Genomic DNA, 23,827 nt, shown 5'->3' on the forward strand with positions numbered 1-23,827 from the left:
ACACGTATACAATAAAAGCCAGAGGGGTTATCCACTGGCTTTTTTTATAGGGATGAGAACGATGGCTGAACCACAACTGCTGTTTGATTACGCAGGACATTTGCCGGAATGTCCGACCTGGAGCGAGGCCGAACAGGCATTGTACTGGGCCGATATTATGGAGTGTGAGATTCACCGCTACGATGTGCAGACCGGTGAACATCAGGTTCTGCAATTTCCCGAAGAGGTGGGTTGTTTTTCGCTGCGGGAGAAGGGCGGTTTCATTGTCGCTTTACGTAGCGCCATCTGGCTTACTGATGCTCACGGCCTGCTGCAGCGAAAAGTGTGCGATAACCCTGGTAATCCGCAGTTAGCTCGTTTTAATGATGGTGGAACCGATCGCGATGGTCGCTTTTACGCGGGGACCTTCTGGGGGCCGGGTGACTTTAACGGCGCGCTTTTGATGCGTATTGATAACGATCTCTCTGCGCAGGTTATTCAGTGCGATATCCACGGCGCCAACGGTCTGGCATTTAGCGAAGATAAGTGCTGGATGTATACTTCGGATACGCCAAATGCAGTTATTTATCGTACGCCGCTGGATGAACAGGGTGAGCCGGGTAAGCGTGAGGTCTTTCGTCGCTTTCAATCGGGGGAAGGGATCCCGGATGGTGCAGCTGTCGATATTGAAGGATGCTACTGGAGTGCGATGTTTGACGGCTGGCGTATTGCACGCTTTTCACCAGCGGGTGAGCAGTTGGAAGAATATTGTTTACCAGTACGTTGCCCGACGATGGTCTGCTTTGGCGGTGCGGATATGAAGACTCTCTACATCACGACCACGCGGGAAAATATGGATGCCGATGAAGTGGCGAAGTATCCGCTCTCCGGTGCGATCTTCACCCTGCCGGTAGCGGTGGCAGGGATGAAGAAATTGCCATTTATCGAGCGTTAAACTGGATCGACCGGCACCACGTTTTCGCTGGGGTAGCAGCCCAGCACTTTCATCGAACGAGTAATCTCGGCCAGCTCTTTCAATGCCTTACGCATGGACAGTGATTCCAGATTGGCCTGGATATCCAGATAAAACATCTCTTCCCACGGATTGCCGTGAATTGGGCGCGATTCCAGCTTAGTCATGATCAGATTGTGGTTGCGCAGTACCAGTAGCGCCTCCACCAGGGCACCAGCTTGTTGGCCGGTGGCCATCAGCAAGGTTGTTTTCGCCGGAACCTGATCGGAAACGTTTACCGCTTTGCGGGCCAAAATCAGGAAACGGGTGATGTTTTGCGTCTGGTTAGCCAGGCAGTGTTCCAGAACCTGTAAACCATGCAGCGCGCCGCCCGCTTCGCTACCCAATGCGGCAACAGTCGGTGAGTTAGCCTGCGCCACTTTTTCCATTGCTGAGGACGTGCTGTCAGTGTATTCAATGTTCCAGTGCGGATAGCGGCTAAGATACTGACTGCACTGCTGGAATGGCTGCGGGTGACTGTAGACGGTTGTAATTTGCTGCGCATCGGTTGATGTCGACACCAGCACGCAGTGATCGATAGGCAGAGTCAGTTCGCCAACGATAGACAAGCTGGTGTGCTGCAATAGGTCGTAAACATCATTGATACCGCCGGAGCTGGTATTCTCAATTGGGACGACGGCATAGTCAGCCTGACCGGTTTCCACCTGCTCAAAGATATCGGCGAATTTAGCACAGCCGCTTTCGATAAACTGTTCGAAGTGGCGGGCGGCATACTGACGAGAAGCAAGGTGCGAGTATGAGCCTTTAGGCCCGAGAAACGCCACGCGCGCGGAGTGCGGGTTGATTTTATTCAGGTGCTGCTGCAATAGCGTTTGCTGAGTGAGGACCGAGTCTTCAATGATCAACTGGAACAGGCGCGTAATGTAATGAGCATCAAGATGGTGGTTCTTCCCTATTGCCATCAGGCGTTCCAGCAGGTCGCGCTCACGGTCGATATCGCGTACCGGACGATGTGATGCCAGCTTGGCTTTTCCGACCTCAACGGCCAGGCCGCGGCGCTCCGCCAGCAGCGCAAGCAGTTTCTCATCCAGAGCGCTTATCTTATCGCGTAGGGCCAGTAATGGGTTTTCCTCGGTCATATGTGTTGCCTTTCTTGTTATTGATTATCAATAAAAAAGGCCTCCCGTTTGGGAGGCCTTGTAGTTCGTCTTCGCATTCTTTATCACACGACGAATTGCCTCCCATTCAGGGGAAGGTAAAAAAGAATGCGAAGAAGAACGGGATCAGTTTCACGATGAATTCCTTGAGTTAGTGGGGATTACAGTACCTGTACTGTTTTCATTCTGTCAATAAAAAACGCGCCCGAAGGCGCGTGGCATGACACAAGCTTAAGTTAAGGATTACTCTTCTTCTTCCACAAAGCCTGCCTCTTTCACCGATGTTGCGGCGCGGCGGGCTTCCCCTTTGTGTTGCACTTTGTTCAGCTGCCGTTCCAGCTTGTTGATCAATTCGTTGATTGCGGCATACATATCTTCGTGCCGTGCGCTGGCAACTAAGTGGCCGTTTGGCGTATTGATAGTTGCATCAGCGACAAAACCCTGCGGCTCCTTAGAGAGGATGATGTGCGGGTTAATTAAGTGAGTTTGCCATTTTTCCAATTTGGCGAGACGGTCTGCGACGTGCTGGCGAATTGCCGGAGTAATTTCCATTTGTTTACTGGTAATGTTCATTGTCATAAATTTTACCTCTTGTCTTTCCCGTCTTGGTAAATTCAGCATACCTCGCCCAATGTCAAAATACGTGATTTAAATCACATTTTATTGTCACTTTTTGTCAACAAATTCATTTTGTGAGGCAGGGCAGGAACAGATGAGATTTTACTTGTCGAATGGAAGAAAGAGAGCCATATTTGATGAGTTAACCCGGCGCTAAACCGCTTCAGCTAAGGGTCTTCAATGAATAAAAAAACGGCAGCCATTTTGACTGCCGTTTTGCTTATCTAAAGGCGATCAGGTGTTTTTGCTGTTTGCCGCAATGATTTTCGCGACTTTGTCAGCCTGAGCACTCATCTGCATTTGGCGGTAAGCGTTTTCCATCTTCGGCAGTGCATCGCGAGTGGCCTGGGTATCTGGATAGTTACGCAGCATGCCATCTACGCGGTTTACAACTGCAACCCACGCACCGCGATCGGTGTAATAATCAACAACCGACAGTTCATACTTCGCCAGACGATCCTTCAAGAACACCATACGTTTGTAGGCATCGGTCGAGTACTGGCTGTTCGGATAACCACGAACCAGTTTGGAGAAGTCATTAAAGGCATCGCGCGCGTGTTGCGGATCGCGATCAGAGCGATCAACACCGAAGAAACCTTGCAGCGCACTGTCGTCCAACGCCATATTTGTCAGACCACGCATATAAATGACGTAATCAATGTTAGGATGCGTAGGGTTCAGGCGCACAAAGCGATCGATGGCTGCTTGAGCCAGCGGAAGGTCCGCGTTTTTGTAGTACGCATAAATTAGATCCAACTGTACCTGTTGGGAATAGGGGCCGAAGGGATAACGGTTATCCAACGCTTCCAGTTGCGTTATTGCCTGTTTCCAGTTACCGTCCTGCAGCTTTTGCTGAGCGGTTGCGTAGATCTCATTCGGCGGGTTATCGGGCACCTCTTCCTTTGAGCCAGAGCAACCCACCAAAGCCAGGCTCAGTGTGGCTGCTGCCACCAGGTATTTCATGCGCGTCATGACGTTTTGACTTCCTCAAAATGTTTATGCGGGAGAATCTCTGTTCCTGCTCCCGATTAAGACCAGCTACAATAGCACACTATATTAAACGGCAAAGCCGTAAAACCCAACGTTAAACGAAGAAGCTGTATATGGCACAACGAGTACAACTCAACGCAACGGTGACCGAAAAACAACTCGGTCAACGCTTAGATCAGGCTTTGGCCGAATTGTTCCCGGATTATTCGCGTTCACGCATAAAAGAATGGATCCTCAACCAGAGAGTGCTGGTAAACGGCAATGTCAGCGATAAGCCGAAAGAGAAGGTGCTGGGGGGAGAGACGATTTCTGTCGATGTTGAAATCGAAGAAGAAGTCCGTTTTCAACCGCAGGATATTCCGCTCAATATCGTTTATGAAGATGATGACATCCTCGTAATTAACAAACCGCGCGGTTTAGTTGTACACCCCGGCGCGGGCAATCCTGACGGTACTGTGCTGAATGCGCTGCTGCATCACTATCCGCTCATCGCCAATGTACCGCGTGCGGGTATCGTGCACCGTCTGGATAAAGACACCACCGGTTTGATGGTGGTGGCGAAAACTATCCCGGCTCAAACCCGACTAGTGGAATCTCTGCAACTGCGTGAAATCACTCGTGAGTATGAAGCGGTAGCGATTGGTCACATGACGGCTGGGGGAATGGTTGAAGAACCGATCAGTCGCCATCCTACCAAACGTACGCATATGGCGGTGCACCCAATGGGGAAACCGGCGGTGACGCATTATCGCATAATGGAGCATTTCCGCATTCATACTCGTCTGCGTTTGCGCCTGGAAACCGGCCGTACGCACCAGATTCGTGTGCATATGGCGCATATCACCCATCCGTTGGTGGGCGATCAGGTTTACGGTGGTCGCCCGCGTCCGCCGAAAGGGGCTTCGGAAGAGTTCATTTCAGCGCTGCGTAAGTTCGATCGCCAGGCTCTGCATGCCACTATGCTGCGTTTATACCATCCGGTTAGCGGGATTGAGATGGAATGGCATGCGCCGATTCCACAAGATATGGTTGATTTGATTGATGCCATGCGTGCTGATTTTGAAGACCACAAGGACGATATCGACTGGTTATGACTAAATTGATTGTTCCGCAATGGGCTGCACCAGAAGGCGTGGCTGCCTGTAGTTCAACTCGTATTGGTGGGGTGAGTCAGTTTCCTTATGATTCACTCAACCTTGGTGCTCATTGTGGCGACAATCTACAGCACGTAGAAGAGAATCGTCGGCGGATGTTTGCCGCAGGCGGCCTGCCGTCATATCCGGTGTGGCTGGAGCAAGTTCACGGCACGGCGGTACTGAAACTTGACGGCGGGCCGTATGAATCAAAACGCGCGGATGCTTCGTACTGCAATGTGCCGGGTACGGTATGTGCGGTAATGACAGCTGACTGCCTGCCGGTGCTTTTTTGTAACCGCGCAGGCACTGAGATCGCGGCAGCTCATGCCGGCTGGCGTGGGCTATGCGAAGGCGTACTGGAAGAAACGGTCTCCTGTTTTGCCGATCAACCAGAAAATATCATGGCCTGGCTTGGCCCGGCTATTGGGCCGGAAGCATTTGAGGTTGGTGCGGAAGTACGTGAAGCCTTTATGCAAAAGGATGCCCAAGCGGAGAGCGCATTTCGTCCTACGGGCGAGAAATATCTTGCTAACATCTATCAACTGGCTCGTCAGCGCCTGGCGAATGCCGGCGTGGGGCTGGTTTTCGGTGGCGACCGCTGTACTCTAAGTGAAAAGGATGATTTTTTCTCTTATCGTCGCGACAAGACGACAGGGCGTATGGCAAGTTTCATCTGGCTGATATAACCTGCCGGACTAAGACGATCCAGAAGGCAGACTTATTTTTTGCATAGTTCAGGTCTTTAACCTTGAATAATTGAGGGATGACCTCATTTAATCTCCAGTAGCAAATTTGACCTGTTATGGGAGGAGTTATGCGTCTGGATCGTCTTACCAATAAATTCCAGCTTGCTCTTGCCGATGCCCAGTCGCTTGCACTTGGGCACGACAACCAATTCATCGAACCTCTTCATTTAATGAGCGCCTTGCTGAATCAGGAAGGGGGATCGGTACGTCCTTTATTAACTTCAGCCGGCATCAACGCCGGAGAGTTACGCACCAATATTGAACAAGCACTGAGCCGTTTACCCCAGGTGGAAGGTACCGGTGGTGATGTTCAACCATCTCAGGATTTGGTGCGTATTCTGAACCTTTGCGACAAGCTGGCGCAAAAGAGAAAGGACAACTTTATTTCGTCGGAACTGTTCGTTCTGGCGGCGCTTGAATCACGCGGTACGCTGACCGACCTTTTGAAATCCGCCGGAGCAACAACCGCCAACGTGAGTCAGGCGATTGAACAAATGCGTGGAGGTGAAAGCGTGAACGATCAGGGTGCCGAAGACCAACGTCAGGCATTGAAAAAATTTACCGTCGATCTGACCGAGCGAGCCGAGCAGGGCAAGCTTGACCCGGTGATCGGCCGTGATGAAGAGATCCGCCGTACTATTCAGGTACTGCAGCGTCGTACCAAAAACAACCCTGTGCTCATTGGTGAGCCTGGCGTCGGTAAAACGGCCATTGTTGAAGGACTGGCGCAGCGAATTGTGAATGGTGAGGTTCCGGAAGGCCTGAAAGGCCGTCGGGTACTGTCACTGGACATGGGCTCGCTGGTGGCTGGGGCTAAATATCGTGGCGAGTTTGAAGAGCGTCTAAAAGGTGTGCTTAGCGATCTAGCGAAACAGGAAGGTAACGTTATCCTGTTTATTGACGAGCTGCACACTATGGTGGGGGCTGGTAAGGCTGATGGCGCCATGGATGCCGGGAACATGCTGAAACCGGCACTGGCTCGTGGTGAACTGCACTGCGTAGGCGCCACGACGCTGGACGAATATCGTCAGTACATCGAAAAAGATGCGGCGCTGGAACGTCGTTTCCAGAAGGTGTTCGTTGCTGAACCGACGGTAGAAGATACCATCGCAATTTTGCGAGGCCTTAAAGAACGTTATGAACTGCACCACCACGTTCAGATAACCGATCCGGCGATTGTTGCAGCGGCTACTTTATCGCATCGCTACATCGCTGATCGGCAGTTGCCGGATAAAGCCATCGACCTGATTGATGAAGCCGCATCCAGCATCCGTATGCAGATTGACTCGAAGCCGGAAGAGCTCGATCGCCTCGACCGCCGTATTATCCAGCTCAAGCTGGAGCAGCAGGCGTTAAAGAAAGAGTCGGATGAAGCCAGTATCAAGCGGCTGGATATGCTGAATGAAGAGCTGGCGGATAAAGAGCGTCAATATTCAGTATTAGAAGAAGAGTGGAAGGCTGAAAAAGCGTCACTCTCTGGAACCCAGACGATTAAGGCCGAGCTGGAGCAGGCAAAAATAGCCATTGAACAGGCGCGTCGCGTCGGTGATCTGGCGCGGATGTCTGAACTGCAATATGGCAAAATTCCTGAGCTGGAAAAACAGCTGGCGGCTGCAACTCAGTCTGAAGGCAAGACCATGCGCCTGTTGCGTAATAAAGTAACGGATGCAGAAATTGCGGAAGTGCTGGCTCGCTGGACCGGCATCCCTGTCGCCAGAATGCTGGAAGGTGAGCGCGAAAAGCTGTTGCGTATGGAACAGGACCTGCACCATCGCGTGATTGGTCAGAATGAGGCGGTTGAAGCGGTATCGAATGCGATTCGTCGTAGCCGTGCTGGCCTGTCCGATCCGAACCGACCGATTGGCTCATTCCTGTTTCTTGGGCCAACCGGTGTTGGTAAAACGGAACTTTGTAAAGCTCTGGCTAACTTCATGTTTGATAGCGACGATGCGATGGTTCGTATCGATATGTCCGAGTTTATGGAGAAACATTCCGTTTCGCGTTTGGTGGGGGCGCCTCCGGGATATGTCGGTTATGAAGAAGGTGGCTATCTGACTGAAGCGGTTCGCCGTCGTCCTTATTCCGTCATCCTGTTGGATGAAGTGGAAAAAGCGCATCCAGATGTCTTTAACATTCTGTTGCAGGTTCTGGACGATGGGCGTTTGACTGACGGGCAGGGGAGAACGGTCGACTTCCGTAATACGGTCGTCATTATGACTTCTAACCTCGGTTCGGATCTTATTCAGGAACGTTTCGGGGCGTTGGATTATGGCCATATGAAAGACATTGTTCTGGGAGTTGTTAGCCAAAGTTTCCGCCCGGAATTTATCAACCGTATTGATGAAGTCGTTGTATTCCACCCGCTGGGTGAAAAACACATTGCTTCAATTGCGCAGATTCAACTGCAGCGGTTGTACAAACGTCTGGAGGAGCGTGGTTATGAAGTCCGCATATCTGATGATGCGCTGAAGTTACTGAGCGAAAATGGTTACGATCCTGTTTATGGTGCACGTCCACTGAAACGGGCTATCCAGCAACAGATCGAAAACCCGCTGGCACAGCAGATTCTTTCTGGGGAGCTGATTCCAGGGAAAGAAGTGCAATTAATCGTGAAAGACGATCGGATTGTGGCAGTGCAGTAAATCACAAAACAACAAAAACGAGCCCATCGGGCTCGTTTTTGTTTAAAAACCAGGCGATAATTTAAGCCGGACAAGATTTTTGCTCGAAAAGTAATCGGGTGGATCTTTTTTTTGAAATTCCCCTTGTCACTTCGGAATTACTCCCTATAATGCGCTCCCACTGACACGGCAGATGTGAATCACTTCACACAAACAGCAGGGTCGGTTGAAGAGAAAAACCTGAAAATAAGAGGTTGACTCTGAAAGAGGAAAGCGTAATATACGCCACCTCGCAACGGTGAGCGAAAGCCGCGTTGCACTGCTCTTTAACAATTTATCAGACAATCTGTGTGGGCACTCAAAGTGACATGGATTCTTAACGTCGCAAGACGAAAAATGAATACCAAGTCTCTGAGTGAACATACGTAATTCATTACGAAGTTTAATTCACGAGCATCAAACTTAAATTGAAGAGTTTGATCATGGCTCAGATTGAACGCTGGCGGCAGGCCTAACACATGCAAGTCGAACGGTAGCACAGAGAGCTTGCTCTCGGGTGACGAGTGGCGGACGGGTGAGTAATGTCTGGGAAACTGCCTGATGGAGGGGGATAACTACTGGAAACGGTAGCTAATACCGCATAACGTCGCAAGACCAAAGTGGGGGACCTTCGGGCCTCATGCCATCAGATGTGCCCAGATGGGATTAGCTTGTTGGTGAGGTAACGGCTCACCAAGGCGACGATCCCTAGCTGGTCTGAGAGGATGACCAGCCACACTGGAACTGAGACACGGTCCAGACTCCTACGGGAGGCAGCAGTGGGGAATATTGCACAATGGGCGCAAGCCTGATGCAGCCATGCCGCGTGTATGAAGAAGGCCTTCGGGTTGTAAAGTACTTTCAGCGAGGAGGAAGGCATTGTGGTTAATAACCGCAGTGATTGACGTTACTCGCAGAAGAAGCACCGGCTAACTCCGTGCCAGCAGCCGCGGTAATACGGAGGGTGCAAGCGTTAATCGGAATTACTGGGCGTAAAGCGCACGCAGGCGGTCTGTCAAGTCGGATGTGAAATCCCCGGGCTCAACCTGGGAACTGCATTCGAAACTGGCAGGCTAGAGTCTTGTAGAGGGGGGTAGAATTCCAGGTGTAGCGGTGAAATGCGTAGAGATCTGGAGGAATACCGGTGGCGAAGGCGGCCCCCTGGACAAAGACTGACGCTCAGGTGCGAAAGCGTGGGGAGCAAACAGGATTAGATACCCTGGTAGTCCACGCTGTAAACGATGTCGACTTGGAGGTTGTTCCCTTGAGGAGTGGCTTCCGGAGCTAACGCGTTAAGTCGACCGCCTGGGGAGTACGGCCGCAAGGTTAAAACTCAAATGAATTGACGGGGGCCCGCACAAGCGGTGGAGCATGTGGTTTAATTCGATGCAACGCGAAGAACCTTACCTACTCTTGACATCCAGAGAACTTAGCAGAGATGCTTTGGTGCCTTCGGGAACTCTGAGACAGGTGCTGCATGGCTGTCGTCAGCTCGTGTTGTGAAATGTTGGGTTAAGTCCCGCAACGAGCGCAACCCTTATCCTTTGTTGCCAGCGGTTCGGCCGGGAACTCAAAGGAGACTGCCAGTGATAAACTGGAGGAAGGTGGGGATGACGTCAAGTCATCATGGCCCTTACGAGTAGGGCTACACACGTGCTACAATGGCATATACAAAGAGAAGCGACCTCGCGAGAGCAAGCGGACCTCATAAAGTATGTCGTAGTCCGGATCGGAGTCTGCAACTCGACTCCGTGAAGTCGGAATCGCTAGTAATCGTGGATCAGAATGCCACGGTGAATACGTTCCCGGGCCTTGTACACACCGCCCGTCACACCATGGGAGTGGGTTGCAAAAGAAGTAGGTAGCTTAACCTTCGGGAGGGCGCTTACCACTTTGTGATTCATGACTGGGGTGAAGTCGTAACAAGGTAACCGTAGGGGAACCTGCGGTTGGATCACCTCCTTACCTTAAAGAACCTGCCTTTGTAGTGCTCACACAGATTGTCTGATGAATAGTAAATAGCAAGGCGTCTTGCGATTGAGACTTCAGTGTCCCCTTCGTCTAGAGGCCCAGGACACCGCCCTTTCACGGCGGTAACAGGGGTTCGAATCCCCTAGGGGACGCCACTTGCTGGTTTGTGAGTGAAAGTCGCCAACCTCTATATCTCAAAACTAACTCAGTGAGTTACGTTTGAGATATTTGCTCTTTAAAAATCTGGATCAAGCTGAAAATTGAAACGACACGCTGCGTCTGTTCTCCGTAATAAGAACAGCATGACGGTGTGTTCGAGTCTCTCAAATTTTCGCAATCATGAAGTGTTTTACGAAACATCTTCGGGTTGTGAGGTTAAGCGACTAAGCGTACACGGTGGATGCCCTGGCAGTCAGAGGCGATGAAGGACGTGCTAATCTGCGATAAGCGTCGGTAAGGTGATATGAGCCGTTATAACCGACGATTTCCGAATGGGGAAACCCAGTGTGATCCGTCACACTATCGTTAAGTGAATACATAGCTTAACGAAGCGAACCGGGGGAACTGAAACATCTAAGTACCCCGAGGAAAAGAAATCAACCGAGATTCCCCCAGTAGCGGCGAGCGAACGGGGAGGAGCCCAGAGTCTGAATCAGTTTGTGTGTTAGTGGAAGCGTCTGGAAAGTCGCAGGGTACAGGGTGATACTCCCGTACACAAAAACACACAGGCTGTGAACTCGAAGAGTAGGGCGGGACACGTGGTATCCTGTCTGAATATGGGGGGACCATCCTCCAAGGCTAAATACTCCTGACTGACCGATAGTGAACCAGTACCGTGAGGGAAAGGCGAAAAGAACCCCGGCGAGGGGAGTGAAACAGAACCTGAAACCGTGTACGTACAAGCAGTAGGAGCCCACTTGTTGGGTGACTGCGTACCTTTTGTATAATGGGTCAGCGACTTATATTCTGTAGCAAGGTTAACCGTATAGGGGAGCCGCAGGGAAACCGAGTCTTAACTGGGCGTTAAGTTGCAGGGTATAGACCCGAAACCCGGTGATCTAGCCATGGGCAGGTTGAAGGTTGGGTAACACTAACTGGAGGACCGAACCGACTAATGTTGAAAAATTAGCGGATGACTTGTGGCTGGGGGTGAAAGGCCAATCAAACCGGGAGATAGCTGGTTCTCCCCGAAAGCTATTTAGGTAGCGCCTCGTGAACTCATCTTCGGGGGTAGAGCACTGTTTCGGCTAGGGGGTCATCCCGACTTACCAACCCGATGCAAACTACGAATACCGAAGAATGTTATCACGGGAGACACACGGCGGGTGCTAACGTCCGTCGTGAAGAGGGAAACAACCCAGACCGCCAGCTAAGGTCCCAAAGTCATGGTTAAGTGGGAAACGATGTGGGAAGGCACAGACAGCCAGGATGTTGGCTTAGAAGCAGCCATCATTTAAAGAAAGCGTAATAGCTCACTGGTCGAGTCGGCCTGCGCGGAAGATGTAACGGGGCTAAACCATGCACCGAAGCTGCGGCAGCGACGCTTATGCGTTGTTGGGTAGGGGAGCGTTCTGTAAGCCGTTGAAGGTGGCCTGTGAGGGTTGCTGGAGGTATCAGAAGTGCGAATGCTGACATAAGTAACGATAAAGCGGGTGAAAAGCCCGCTCGCCGGAAGACCAAGGGTTCCTGTCCAACGTTAATCGGGGCAGGGTGAGTCGACCCCTAAGGCGAGGCCGAAAGGCGTAGTCGATGGGAAACAGGTTAATATTCCTGTACTCGGTGTTACTGCGAAGGGGGGACGGAGAAGGCTATGTTAGCCGGGCGACGGTTGTCCCGGTTTAAGCATGTAGGCGGATGTTCCAGGTAAATCCGGAACGTCATTCAACGCTGAGGTGTGATGACGAGGCACTACGGTGCTGAAGTAACAAATGCCCTGCTTCCAGGAAAAGCCTCTAAGCATCAGGTAACATCAAATCGTACCCCAAACCGACACAGGTGGTCAGGTAGAGAATACCAAGGCGCTTGAGAGAACTCGGGTGAAGGAACTAGGCAAAATGGTGCCGTAACTTCGGGAGAAGGCACGCTGATGGTAGGTGAAGTGACTTGCTCACGGAGCTGAAATCAGTCGAAGATACCAGCTGGCTGCAACTGTTTATTAAAAACACAGCACTGTGCAAACACGAAAGTGGACGTATACGGTGTGACGCCTGCCCGGTGCCGGAAGGTTAATTGATGGGGTTATCCGTAAGGAGAAGCTCTTGATCGAAGCCCCGGTAAACGGCGGCCGTAACTATAACGGTCCTAAGGTAGCGAAATTCCTTGTCGGGTAAGTTCCGACCTGCACGAATGGCGTAATGATGGCCAGGCTGTCTCCACCCGAGACTCAGTGAAATTGAACTCGCTGTGAAGATGCAGTGTACCCGCGGCAAGACGGAAAGACCCCGTGAACCTTTACTATAGCTTGACACTGAACACTGGTCCTTGATGTGTAGGATAGGTGGGAGGCTTTGAAGTGTGGACGCCAGTCTGCATGGAGCCATCCTTGAAATACCACCCTTTAATGGCTGGTGTTCTAACGTGGACCCGTAATCCGGGTTGCGGACAGTGTCTGGTGGGTAGTTTGACTGGGGCGGTCTCCTCCTAAAGAGTAACGGAGGAGCACGAAGGTTAGCTAATCCTGGTCGGACATCAGGAGGTTAGTGCAATGGCATAAGCTAGCTTGACTGCGAGCGTGACGGCGCGAGCAGGTGCGAAAGCAGGTCATAGTGATCCGGTGGTTCTGAATGGAAGGGCCATCGCTCAACGGATAAAAGGTACTCCGGGGATAACAGGCTGATACCGCCCAAGAGTTCATATCGACGGCGGTGTTTGGCACCTCGATGTCGGCTCATCACATCCTGGGGCTGAAGTAGGTCCCAAGGGTATGGCTGTTCGCCATTTAAAGTGGTACGCGAGCTGGGTTTAGAACGTCGTGAGACAGTTCGGTCCCTATCTGCCGTGGGCGCTGGAGAATTGAGGGGGGCTGCTCCTAGTACGAGAGGACCGGAGTGGACGCATCACTGGTGTTCGGGTTGTCATGCCAATGGCATTGCCCGGTAGCTAAATGCGGAAGAGATAAGTGCTGAAAGCATCTAAGCACGAAACTTGCCCCGAGATGAGTTCTCCCTGACTCCTTGAGAGTCCTGAAGGAACGTTGAAGACGACGACGTTGATAGGCCGGGTGTGTAAGCGTAGCGATACGTTGAGCTAACCGGTACTAATGAACCGTGAGGCTTAACCTTACAACGCCGAAGATGTTTTGGCGGAATTGAGAGAATTTCAGCTTGATACAGATAAACAGAATTTGCCTGGCGGCGACAGCGCGGTGGTCCCACCTGACCCCATGCCGAACTCAGAAGTGAAACGCCGTAGCGCCGATGGTAGTGTGGGGTCTCCCCATGTGAGAGTAGGGAACTGCCAGGCATCAATTAAGTGAAGAGCCCATCCTGACGGATGGGCTTTTTGCGTTTTTGCTGTATAAGAAATCGATCTCAACGGCAGTATTTACATTCCTCTTTTGCAACATTAAAACCTGCTCAGCTTTACTCGCCGCCATATTTCACTTTTTCCTTGCCTACGTTCTGGCGTTAATTTTGAAAAAATACTTCACCGGAAAAGTGTGACTATAATCACATATAAAATAATAACAATTATATAACATTTTATTCACTAATTGATTTGCCGGAGTGCTGTGACACGCTCGACAAGGCAGATTGCCGTCTTTGCTGGAGCAGAATTATAATGACAGAAGGTAGCATTAATGCACGTGGTTCACTTGAACAAGGGGATACACGGCGTCGTATATGGGCAATAGTAGGTGCATCTTCAGGGAACCTGGTCGAATGGTTTGATTTTTATGTCTACTCATTCTGCTCACTTTATTTTGCGCACATCTTCTTCCCCTCTGGAAACACAACAACTCAATTGTTACAAACGGCAGGTGTGTTTGCTGCCGGTTTTCTGATGCGTCCGATAGGAGGATGGTTGTTTGGCCGCATTGCCGATCGCCGTGGACGTAAAACCTCCATGCTTATTTCAGTTTGTATGATGTGTTTTGGTTCACTGGTGATCGCCTGTTTGCCTGGCTATGCAACGATAGGCACATGGGCACCGGCGTTGCTGTTGCTGGCTCGTTTATTCCAGGGGCTTTCTGTTGGGGGGGAATATGGCACTAGTGCAACTTATATGAGTGAGGTCGCTATTGAGGGAAAGAAAGGCTTCTATGCCTCATTTCAATATGTCACTCTGATTGGTGGCCAACTACTGGCAGTACTTGTCGTTGTTGCTTTGCAGCAGATACTGAGTGATGAGGACCTTCATGCCTGGGGATGGCGTATACCTTTTGCCCTCGGTGCGGTGCTGGCCATCGTGGCCCTGTGGCTTCGTCGTCAACTGGATGAAACCTCAAAGCAGGAAAATCGTGCGTTAAAAGAGGCGGGATCGTTTAAAGGGTTATGGCGTAACCGCAAGGCTTTTATGATGGTGCTGGGTTTCACCGCTGCCGGCTCGCTGAGTTTTTATACCTTTACAACCTATATGCAGAAGTATCTAGTGAATACGGCGGGCATGACGGCCAACACTGCCAGTATGATTATGACCGCTGCGTTATTCGTATATATGCTGGTTCAGCCCCTTTTTGGTGCACTTTCAGATAAAATTGGCCGCCGTAGTTCGATGCTTTGTTTTGGTGTGCTGGTAACAATCTTCACTGTACCTATTTTGAATGCACTGCAAAATGTGAGTTCGCCGTATGCGGCATTTGCCCTGGTAATATGTGCACTGCTCATCATTAGTTTCTATACCTCAATCAGCGGGATTCTGAAGGCAGAAATGTTTCCGGCTCAGGTGCGCGCGTTAGGGGTAGGGTTATCTTATGCAGTTGCCAACGCGCTGTTTGGCGGCTCGGCGGAATATGTCGCCCTGTCACTAAAGTCGGCCGGGATCGAGCACGCTTTTTACTGGTATGTCACTGTGATGGGGGTTATTGCTCTCTTGGTTTCTCTGGCATTACACCGTAAAGGTAAGGGCCTGCGTTTATAGGCTATTGGTGTGCTAACTGCCATACGGCGAAGCCCGTAGTCGCACCAGCCACATCCCAGGCGAAATCTTTCCAACTCCAGCCGCTTCCTGCGGGACGGCTGTCCCACAACTCTTTAGATGCACCTAAACTCACGGAAAACATAAAACCGATAGCGGCACTACGATCGCGGCTATAGCCCTGGTGCTGGGCATATTCATTACCTGCTGCAGAGAGCATTGCTGAGGCGAGGAAATGCTGTGCTTTATCCTGGCCTTTCCAGGAGTCATTAGCCATATGACTACAACCGGTTAGCAATAATAGCAGAGCGATAATCACGATAATGCGCATATAAAATCCACAAAAAGCCCCACATATAGTGGGGCGGAAATTCAAAGGATACGGCTAATAAGACGGTCGATTCGGATACGTCTCAAGCGTCGAATTAGCTTGCGAACTTTTACCGGGTAATCAGCAATGCTTTGCAAATCACGATAGTGTTGGACGATTGTCGTATGCTTGCGAATGAGATTAAGCTCTTTTTCACGCATTGCGCCAAGTTGATGTTTCGGATCGTGGATAAGAATGGCATTTTCCAGATCAAGTCGCCATGCGCGAGGGTTCAGGTTATTTCCCGTCAGCAACATCCATTCGTCATCAACCCACATGCCTTTCAGGTGGTAGCTGTTATCGTCATCTTTCCATAAACGGACAATCAGTTGGTCAGTGTTGACATAATACTGCAGCCGACTCAGGAAGCGACGCAGATTAATTTCATAGAGATAGGGAAGTGCGCCGATGATTTTAAACGGCTGATCTTCTGGGATATAGAAATCGTTGGCCGTTTTATCGCCGACAATAATTTCAACTTTCTTTCCGCTACGTAGTAGCTGAATGATATTACGCACTAGTAGAGCGGGTAGGTTGAAATAAGGTGTGCAGATGGTCAACTTGTGCTCTGCACAGGGCATCAAATGGAAGATAGTTTTATTCAGCAGGCTTGATTTGCCTAAGCCAACCAGTGGTGTTACTGATAACTGATCTTCATCGGCGTCGCCGAGAAAATGGTAGCTGCTATCGCGAAGTTCCTGGCGATACTGACGGATATCATTTTTGATTTCCGGACTTTTCGGTCGATCGGCTTTGTCCAGGCGATTAACCCCACGACCTTGCACCAGGTTATTCTCAACCCAATCGAACATAACATCGGCCATTTTACCGTTGCGAATGCACTGGTAGCGGTCATAGCGATACTTATCGTGTTGATGCAGGTAAACATCATTCAGACTCGCGCCGCTGTAGAGAACGCAATCATCAACGATAAAACCTTTGAAATGGAGAACGCCGAGTGCCTCCCGGGTATTTACCGGAACGCCATAAACCGGAATATCGACGCCGGGATTTTCCTGCGCCATACGGCAATACCAATCGGCATTGGTGTTTGAGGCAGCGGCACCTATACGACCACGCTGGGCTCGATGCCAGTCGACCAGTACCCGAACATCTAATTCTGGACGCTGACGTTTAGCGTCATACAGTGCCTGCAAAATTCCTTTGCCGCCATCATCCTGTTCCAGATAGAGCGCAATAATGCAAATACGCTGAGTGGCTTGAGCTATCTTTGCCAGTAACGCTTGCCGAAAATCTGCGGGAGCGTAAAAGAACTCGATATCATCAACTGACTGAGAAAGCTTAGGGAGTTGGGCAAGGTGTTGTTGATGTTTATTACGTTTAAATTTTGACAACATCACAGTGCGTTTCTTCTCTGTTTATTGAAGGGTCTTCTGTACCATGCAGACGACGTAAGCGGGCAATAATACCATTACTACCCGTTAAAGTAGTCAACAATTGCGCTCACCCGTTTATGATTGCGCTGGTGCAAGTTGTAGAGACAAACTGACAATTCCATCTTCCAACTGGATATCAACCGTGAATCCCAGCTTTCTGGCGAGGCCGATCATGCCTTTATTGTTAGGCATTGTGATGCCGTTAAGTCGTTGCAGACCGTGGCTTTGCGTATAAACAATTAATTTTTCTAGTAGCCTACGGCCTAAACCCAGACCTTTCAGGTCAGAGCGTACCAGCACGGCAAACTCGGCATCGATATTATCCGGGTCGGAGATCGCGCGAGTTACCCCGAGGATCTCATTTCCCTCTGCCGTTGCACGCACGGCAACAAAAGCCATTTCTCGATCGTAGTCGATCTGCGTCATATTGGCTAAATCGTCATGCGTAAATTCATTGATTTCGCTGAAGTAACGATAGTAAAGATCTTCCTTCGTAACCTGCCCGATAAAGGCCAGCAACTGCGGCTCATCTTCTGGAAGAATGGGGCGAAACAGGCAACGTTCGCCATTTTTCATTACCACCCACTCTTCCTGCTGTTGCGGATAGGGACGCACAGCCAGGCGACTTTCGCTATCGCCGGTAAAAGGGGCAAGACTTAACGTGACATCAAGCGCAGTAAACTCGTGACCGGAAGCGAGTAAAGGATGGATGTCCAGGCGCTGAATCTCCGGGCAGTCGACAATTAAATTAGATACCTGTACCAGCAATTGACTCAGGCCAGGAATGTCTAATGGTCGTAGCGCGCTGCGACCGCGCATTTTTTTACTCTTGATTGCCTGAATGACCAGATAGCGCGCCAGGTTCATATTCAACGGCGGTAGCGCGACGGCAGCCTGATCTTCTGCACGCCACTCGACGCCGCCTTCACCCAGCATGATCAGTGGCCCGAAGACCGGATCGTGCTCTACTACCACTCGAAGCTCCTGTGCCCCGGCGCGGTTGGCCATACTTTGTACCAGCAGTCCGTGAATACGCGCCTGCGGCCAGGTCATTTTCACGCGATCGATAATGGCATCCGCCGCCTGCTGTACTTCGATGGCAGTACGTAGATAAAGCATAACCCCCTGAACTTCTGACTTATGGGGGATATCCGGCGAGCGTAGCTTCAGCGCCACCGGATAACCAATCTGCTCGGCGATATGTACTGCTTCGGCACTATCTGCAGCAATCCATGTCGGCAGAGTATGGATGCCATAAGCGCGCAGAACGGGGCTTACTTCATGGGTATCCAGCGATGTAGCGCCTTCATTGATTGCGCGCTGCAGCAAGTCTCGGGCTTCAGCTGTGTTGGTGGTTAACGAGTCTGAGAGGACCGGTGTTTCACGGAGCTGTTTTTGGTTACGTCTGTATTCCACCATGTGCATAAAGGCGGTAATAGTGCCCTCGGGAGTCCGATAAGTCGGTAGACCCGCATCGCTAAACAGACGCCGTGCTTCTTGAGAAGAGAATTCACCACACCAGTTGGTGAGAACGGTAACGTACTTACCGCGTGGGTGGCGTTTCAGGGCATCAATTAGCGCCAGTGCGCTTTCCGTTCCCGGTGCGGCGGCGCTTGGGGCATGAATCACCAACAGAGCGTCGTAGTCATGACTATCCAACAGTACGTTCAAGGCTTTGAGGTAATGCTCGCTACTGGCGTCATCGCGGAGGTCCAGCGGGTTGGCGATACCGATGCCAGCAGGTAATGCCTGGCGCAGTTTGTCGCTGGTCTCTTCGCTGAGAGCAGCAAGTTTGCCATTTCGCAGCCAGAGCTCATCCAGCGCCAACGCAGCAGGAGCTGCTCCGTTGCTGATAATCATCAGTTTCTCGCCGCGCAGTGGACGCATATGGCTGAGGGTTTCGACAGCGGAGAACAGCTCATGAGTGTCCTGTACCCGCAATAAACCCGCACGCTGAATGGCAGCATCCCACGCAGGATCCATTCCTGAATTAACGTGCAGCAGTTTCTGCGCCGCCGGACTACGCCCGCTTTTAATCACCAGGATAGGTTTATTACGCGAGGCGCTACGCGCCGCTGAAACAAAACGGCGGGCATCACTAATATGCTCAAGATAGAGCAGAATGGCGCTAGTCTTGCTATCGCGAGCAAGGAAGTCGAGTAAATCATCGACGTCGATATCCAGGCTGTCACCCAGTGCTATAAAGTAAGAAAAACCCATCTCTCGCTGCTGCGCCCAGTCGAGGATAGTGTTAGAGACCGCTGCTGACTGGGAAATAAACGCCAGTTTACCGCGATGAATTGGAACCGGAGAAAAGCTGGCATTAAGCCCCTGCCATGGCGCAAGCAGGCCGAGACTGTTTGGCCCGAGCAGGCGCATTTGATAGCGGGCGGCACACTTAAGCAGCGCAGGGTATTGGTCGGGTATTGAAGATAGAATGATGCAGGTTTTACACCCTTTTTGTCCCAAAGCTTCCAGCAACTCAAGGTTTCTCCGGGCATTAGTGCACAGCACAGCAAGATCGGGCGTAAAGGGCAGACTGTCGATAGTCGGCCAGGCCAGCACGCCCTGAACCGCTTTCCACGCTGGCGTCACAGGAAGAACGGGGCCATTAAACCCGCCAGCCAGCAGGTTGCGCATCATCAGATAACCGGCGCGCTGCGGTTTCATTGATGCGCCAATAACGGCGATCGATTTTGGCCGCAGTAATGCTTCCAGGCCTCGTTGGCTCATACCGGTCTCCTTAAATCTCCAGTGACCGAATGATTTTAAACGTTTTCTGTCGGGTGTGCTGTGATGCTGCCCTTATGCTGCGTTTTTCCTGCCAGATAGCGTGCTTTGAACAAGCTAAAGTGATCGCCAAGCGCCGCAGCCGCGGGTTTATCTCCCGCGAGATCCAGCAACGCAATCGCCACTTCGGCAGTGCAGTATTGCCCTTGCGCATGGGCTTCCCGCAGGTGGTAAGCAGAGATGCGGGACAGGTCGACGGAAATAACCGGCAGTGCATCAAGCCAGGGGCTTTTACGGAACATTTTTCGCGCTTCGGGCCAGGTTCCATCGAGCATAATAAATAGCGGCGGTTTGCCCACAGGCGGTGCATCAAGTACCTGACGTTCGGTGCCGGCATAAGACGCAGGAAAAACCACCATTGGCTGATAATGAGGGTCGGCAACTAAATCGAGCAATGCCTGTGGTGGTTCAGTACGGGACCACTGGAACGCTTCGGTATCCGGGAGGGTATCGGCAATAAGGCGTCCGGTATTGCTGGGCTTCATCGGCTCGGTATCGAACATTACCAGACAAAAACGACTGGAAGCGGCAACCGGGTTGAGGGTCTCGCAAAGGCACTGTTTCAACGGCAGCAGGCAACGCTGGCAGCGGTGAATACGGTTGCCGCGAGCAAGGAAAGGCCGGGTGGCGCGAGCGAGGCGTTCGGCGCGAAGGCGAAGGACGGCGTTATCAGTCATGGAGATCGCTAAGAAAAAACGCCATTGTCGCAGAGGTGAAAACGGGGCACAAGCGGTGCCCCGTCAGGTTTACTGCTGGCCGGCTTCGTTTAGCCAGCTATCGAAAGGCGCTTTAGGGACTGCACCGTTCAGCATGTCGATGACTTCGCCATTTTTAAACATCATAATGGTCGGGATGCTACGAATGCGAAAGCGGGCGCTGAGTTCCCGTTCCATTTCGGTATTCACTTTCACGAAACGCATTTCGCCACTGCGTTCTTCAGCCACATCTTCAAAGATCGGCGCGAAGTTCCGGCAGGGGCCGCACCATGGCGCCCAGAAATCGACAACGACGGGGAGATCGTCCTTCAGTAGTTTATCCAGCGTTGCCCCGGTCGCGTTGATTACGTCGCCGTCAAAAAGATCGTGACCGCAGCGTCCGCATTTCGCGCCATCGGCGCTACGATCGTCGGGGATGCGGTTCAGAGCCTGACAACTGGCACAAACGGTATTCATAACTAACCTCTGGTTATGGGTTGCAGCGCGGCACGTGGCCGATTTGTTTCTGTAATGTTACATATTATCGATGAGTAGCTATTAAAGGACAATGTGTTTTGTTCGATGAATACGATAGACCCAGGCTTTTAAATGAAATAATGGCTAAGTGGTGACACATCGGGTAATCTGCGCGCTTCGCGCAGCGCAGGTGGAGAAAATTGATGAGCGACGAACTGAAAAATAAAAGCGGCAAGGTCAAAGTGATGTATGTCCGCAGTGATGATGATTCTGAGAAACGCACCCAAAACCCGCGTACCGGGAAAGGGGGAGGTCGTCCAGGAAAATCACGCGTTGACGGCCGCAACCGCCCTGCGCGCGATGAAAGAAGTAGCCGCGGTGGTGACCGTAAACGTGACGATCGCAAACGTGATGATTTCGGTGGTGAAGGTTCCTCACCGTGGCGTACCGTGTCTCGTGCGCCTGGAGAAGAAACTCCGGTAAAAGCCGATCACGGTGGGATCAGCGGTAAAAGCTTTATCGATCCGGAAGTGCTGCGTCGTCAGCGTGCGGAAGAGACCCGCGTTTATGGTGAAAATGCCTGCCAGGCCTTATTCCAGAGCCGTCCGGATGCCATCGTGCGTGCCTGGTTTATCCAGAGCGTAACGCCTCGCTTTAAAGAAGCTCTTCGCTGGATGGCGGCAAATCGCAAAGCCTATCACGTTGTTGATGAAGCTGAACTGGCTAAAGCTTCAGGTACTGACCATCATGGCGGCGTTTGCTTCCTGATTAAAAAGCGTCATGGCACATCGGTTGAACAGTGGGTTGCTAAAGCGGATGCTGAAGATTGTGTTCTGGCGCTGGAAGATGTGGGTAATCCCCATAACCTCGGCGCGATCATGCGTAGCTGCGCGCATTTCGGCGTTAAAGGCGTTGTTGTGCAGGATGCCGGAGTACTGGAGTCAGGTGCCGCAATCCGTACAGCAGAAGGTGGCGCAGAGCACGTTGAGCCGATCACTGGCGACAGCTTCATTGATACGCTCGAGAGATTCCGTAGCGCGGGTTACGCTATTGTTTCTACTTCCAGCCATAATGGTACTCCACTGTTTAAAGCCGAGCTGCCGAAGAAAATGGTGCTGGTGTTAGGGCAAGAGAGTGATGGTCTGTCCGATGCGGCGATCTCCAGTGCCGATCTGAATGTGGCTATCGAAGGGACAGGTAATGTGGAGAGCCTGAACGTTTCCGTTGCTACCGGCGTATTGCTGGCAGAGTGGTGGCGTCAGAATAAGGCTTGATACCTTAATTCAAAGTAAAAAATGCCAGCATAGCTGTAATGCTAATGCTGGCATTTTTTTGTCCTGATTCAGAGTGATGACTAGTCCGTAGATTCATACGGACGGTCATTTACTCGCTTTCAGTCGGTAGCACCGGTACCCAGTCAATCGGTGCTTCACCGCGTTCGGCCAGCCACTGATTGGCCTGGACAAAATGGTTGCTGCCAAAGAACCCGCGATGGGCGGAAAGCGGTGATGGATGCGGCGCTTTCAGTACACAATGGCGCTGACGATCGATAATCGCCCCTTTCTTTTGCGCATGAGACCCCCACAGCAGGAACACCACACCTTCCCGATGCTGGTTGATCAATGAAATCACTTTATCGGTAAAGGTTTCCCATCCGAGGCTGGCGTGAGAGTGTGCTTGCCCCGCACGTACCGTTAATACGGTATTGAGCAGCAGCACGCCCTGACGCGCCCAGCTTTCGAGATAACCGTGAGTCGGGCGCTGAAATCCAGGTATCGTCCCTTCCAGTTCCTTGTACATATTAAGCAGTGATGGTGGTGTCGCAATTCCTGGTAGAACAGAGAAGGCAAGGCCGTGAGCCTGCCCGGGTCCGTGGTAGGGATCCTGGCCCAGGATCACCACTTTGACATCGCTTAATTCGGTGTAACGAAACGCATTAAAGACATCTTTTTGCGGTGGGTAGATGGTGATGCCAGATTGGCGTTCTTCAGCAACGGTTTTCAGGGTGTTAACAAACCAGGGTTGCTGCTTCTCTTCTGCCAGTACATCGTGCCAGGTTAATGGGGTGGTCATTTTGCTCTCCTGCAAAGTGTCATCGCCATAGCTTAACTGCATCTTTCTACAACACAAAATTTGCGCCACGCGATTGACGTTCTTCATGCAAAAAAAATTGAAATTTTACAAATTTATTTAGTGTTGGATATGGCGTAACTTGATGTAAAACAATAATATCCACTCATACCCACTTTCACTGAGTGGTTTTTGTTGATTTAAATCAATGAATGCCGGGTGCCCGGCTGTTATATATACACTCATACAACAATGGTTTTACCAATTGGCCGCGAAGGCCAATAATCGAATAAACACTGCCTGGGAGGCATCAAATGATTACTGGTATCCAAATTACTAAAGCTGCAAACGACGACCTGCTGAACTCTTTCTGGCTGCTGGATAGCGAAAAAGGCGAAGCACGCTGCCTGTGCGCCAAAGCCGGTTATGCTGAAGATGACGTGGTTGCGGTAAGCAAACTGGGCGAGATCGAATACCGTGAAATTCCGGTAGACGTGAAACCGGAAGTTCGCGTTGAAGGTGGTCAGCACCTGAACGTAAACGTACTGCGTCGCGAAACGTTGATGGATGCGGTTGAACATCCGGAAAAATATCCGCAGCTGACTATTCGCGTATCTGGTTACGCGGTACGTTTTAACTCTCTGACTCCGGAACAGCAGCGCGATGTTATCGCCCGTACTTTTACCGAAAGCCTGTAAGATTAAGTTTTGATGTGAAAACGC

17 protein-coding genes, 1 tRNA gene, 3 rRNA genes and 1 other annotated feature are annotated in these 23,827 nt (G+C 51.2%); of the genes, 11 read left to right on the plus strand and 10 right to left on the minus strand.

Going from position 1 to position 23,827, the window contains the following annotated elements; translation table 11 throughout:
- The first annotated feature begins 61 nt into the window (after window positions 1-61).
- Window positions 62-934: an SMP-30/gluconolactonase/LRE family protein gene (locus AC07P6_RS07545; RefSeq protein WP_478315963.1), complete on the plus strand. Its 873-nt coding sequence runs from the start codon at window positions 62-64 to the stop codon at window positions 932-934.
- Here AC07P6_RS07545 and pheA read toward each other — a convergent pair.
- The 4 genes from pheA to bamD form a co-directional block, all read right to left on the minus strand.
- The gene (gene pheA, locus AC07P6_RS07550) at window positions 931-2,091 is read right to left on the minus strand and encodes a bifunctional chorismate mutase/prephenate dehydratase (protein WP_478315964.1); all 1,161 of its coding nucleotides are present in this window, start codon (window positions 2,089-2,091) and stop codon (window positions 931-933) included. The genes AC07P6_RS07545 and pheA overlap by 4 nt on opposite strands.
- A gap of 30 nt (window positions 2,092-2,121) precedes the next feature.
- Window positions 2,122-2,246 (minus strand) — a sequence feature (Phe leader region).
- Window positions 2,198-2,245: a pheA operon leader peptide PheL gene (gene pheL, locus AC07P6_RS07555; RefSeq protein WP_101706155.1), complete on the minus strand. Its 48-nt coding sequence runs from the start codon at window positions 2,243-2,245 to the stop codon at window positions 2,198-2,200. (Overlaps the previous feature by 48 nt.)
- A 106-nt stretch (window positions 2,247-2,352) precedes the next feature.
- On the minus strand, window positions 2,353-2,688 hold the full coding sequence (gene raiA / locus AC07P6_RS07560; RefSeq protein ID WP_110277468.1) for a ribosome-associated translation inhibitor RaiA: 336 nt from the start codon (window positions 2,686-2,688) through the stop codon (window positions 2,353-2,355).
- A 273-nt stretch (window positions 2,689-2,961) separates the two neighbouring features.
- Window positions 2,962-3,699 carry an outer membrane protein assembly factor BamD gene (gene bamD, locus AC07P6_RS07565; RefSeq protein ID WP_112217082.1) on the minus strand — a complete coding sequence of 246 codons (738 nt, stop codon included), beginning with the start codon at window positions 3,697-3,699 and terminating at the stop codon, window positions 2,962-2,964.
- Window positions 3,700-3,830: 131 nt separating this feature from the next.
- Between bamD and rluD the strand changes: the two genes are divergently transcribed.
- The 8 genes from rluD to AC07P6_RS07605 all read left to right on the plus strand — a co-directional run bounded on the left by rluD (window position 3,831) and on the right by AC07P6_RS07605 (window position 15,309).
- Window positions 3,831-4,811: a 23S rRNA pseudouridine(1911/1915/1917) synthase RluD gene (gene rluD / locus AC07P6_RS07570; protein ID WP_110277470.1), complete on the plus strand. Its 981-nt coding sequence runs from the start codon at window positions 3,831-3,833 to the stop codon at window positions 4,809-4,811.
- Window positions 4,808-5,539 (plus strand): purine nucleoside phosphorylase YfiH, encoded by a 732-nt coding sequence (gene yfiH / locus AC07P6_RS07575; protein ID WP_304252880.1) that lies wholly within the window; start codon window positions 4,808-4,810, stop codon window positions 5,537-5,539. Before rluD ends, yfiH begins: the two co-directional genes overlap by 4 nt.
- A gap of 128 nt (window positions 5,540-5,667) precedes the next feature.
- The gene (clpB, locus tag AC07P6_RS07580) at window positions 5,668-8,241 is read left to right on the plus strand and encodes an ATP-dependent chaperone ClpB (RefSeq protein ID WP_182207755.1); all 2,574 of its coding nucleotides are present in this window, start codon (window positions 5,668-5,670) and stop codon (window positions 8,239-8,241) included.
- A 443-nt stretch (window positions 8,242-8,684) separates the two neighbouring features.
- Window positions 8,685-10,224: ribosomal RNA gene (locus AC07P6_RS07585) — 16S ribosomal RNA — on the plus strand.
- Between the two features lie 85 nt (window positions 10,225-10,309).
- A tRNA-Glu gene (locus tag AC07P6_RS07590) sits at window positions 10,310-10,385 on the plus strand.
- Window positions 10,386-10,603: 218 nt separating this feature from the next.
- Window positions 10,604-13,511 (plus strand): 23S ribosomal RNA (locus AC07P6_RS07595).
- Window positions 13,512-13,576: 65 nt separating this feature from the next.
- Window positions 13,577-13,692: ribosomal RNA gene (gene rrf / locus AC07P6_RS07600) — 5S ribosomal RNA — on the plus strand.
- Together the 16S, 23S and 5S rRNA genes with 1 tRNA gene alongside form the textbook arrangement of a ribosomal RNA operon.
- Before the next feature lie 318 nt (window positions 13,693-14,010).
- On the plus strand, window positions 14,011-15,309 hold the full coding sequence (locus tag AC07P6_RS07605; protein ID WP_182240469.1) for an MFS transporter: 1,299 nt from the start codon (window positions 14,011-14,013) through the stop codon (window positions 15,307-15,309).
- A gap of 1 nt (window position 15,310) precedes the next feature.
- Here AC07P6_RS07605 and AC07P6_RS07610 read toward each other — a convergent pair whose 3' ends face one another.
- The 5 genes from AC07P6_RS07610 to trxC form a co-directional block, all read right to left on the minus strand.
- Entirely contained in the window at window positions 15,311-15,637 is a 327-nt protein-coding gene (locus AC07P6_RS07610; RefSeq protein ID WP_181485281.1) for a YfiM family lipoprotein, read from the minus strand.
- 41 nt (window positions 15,638-15,678) lie between these two features.
- Entirely contained in the window at window positions 15,679-17,034 is a 1,356-nt protein-coding gene (gene pssA / locus AC07P6_RS07615; protein WP_304261093.1) for a CDP-diacylglycerol--serine O-phosphatidyltransferase, read from the minus strand.
- A 114-nt stretch (window positions 17,035-17,148) separates the two neighbouring features.
- Window positions 17,149-19,806 carry a bifunctional acetate--CoA ligase family protein/GNAT family N-acetyltransferase gene (locus AC07P6_RS07620; RefSeq protein WP_434662028.1) on the minus strand — a complete coding sequence of 886 codons (2,658 nt, stop codon included), beginning with the start codon at window positions 19,804-19,806 and terminating at the stop codon, window positions 17,149-17,151.
- 35 nt (window positions 19,807-19,841) lie between these two features.
- Window positions 19,842-20,540, minus strand: a complete 699-nt coding sequence (locus tag AC07P6_RS07625) for a tRNA-uridine aminocarboxypropyltransferase (RefSeq protein ID WP_182207629.1) — start codon at window positions 20,538-20,540, stop codon at window positions 19,842-19,844.
- A gap of 69 nt (window positions 20,541-20,609) precedes the next feature.
- A complete protein-coding gene (trxC, locus tag AC07P6_RS07630) occupies window positions 20,610-21,035 on the minus strand; it encodes a thioredoxin TrxC (RefSeq protein ID WP_004104599.1) in 426 nt (141 codons plus the stop codon).
- Window positions 21,036-21,238: 203 nt separating this feature from the next.
- On the opposite strand from trxC, the gene AC07P6_RS07635 reads away from it, so the two are divergent.
- On the plus strand, window positions 21,239-22,309 hold the full coding sequence (locus tag AC07P6_RS07635) for a tRNA/rRNA methyltransferase (RefSeq protein WP_182207628.1): 1,071 nt from the start codon (window positions 21,239-21,241) through the stop codon (window positions 22,307-22,309).
- A 109-nt stretch (window positions 22,310-22,418) separates the two neighbouring features.
- Here AC07P6_RS07635 and ung read toward each other — a convergent pair whose 3' ends face one another.
- On the minus strand, window positions 22,419-23,108 hold the full coding sequence (gene ung, locus AC07P6_RS07640) for a uracil-DNA glycosylase (RefSeq protein WP_182207627.1): 690 nt from the start codon (window positions 23,106-23,108) through the stop codon (window positions 22,419-22,421).
- A 311-nt stretch (window positions 23,109-23,419) separates the two neighbouring features.
- Between ung and grcA the strand changes: the two genes are divergently transcribed.
- Window positions 23,420-23,803 (plus strand): autonomous glycyl radical cofactor GrcA, encoded by a 384-nt coding sequence (gene grcA / locus AC07P6_RS07645; RefSeq protein WP_110272046.1) that lies wholly within the window; start codon window positions 23,420-23,422, stop codon window positions 23,801-23,803.
- Window positions 23,804-23,827: the final 24 nt, after the last annotated feature.

It is taken from the genome of Klebsiella sp. GFKo11 (genome assembly GCF_056490265.1).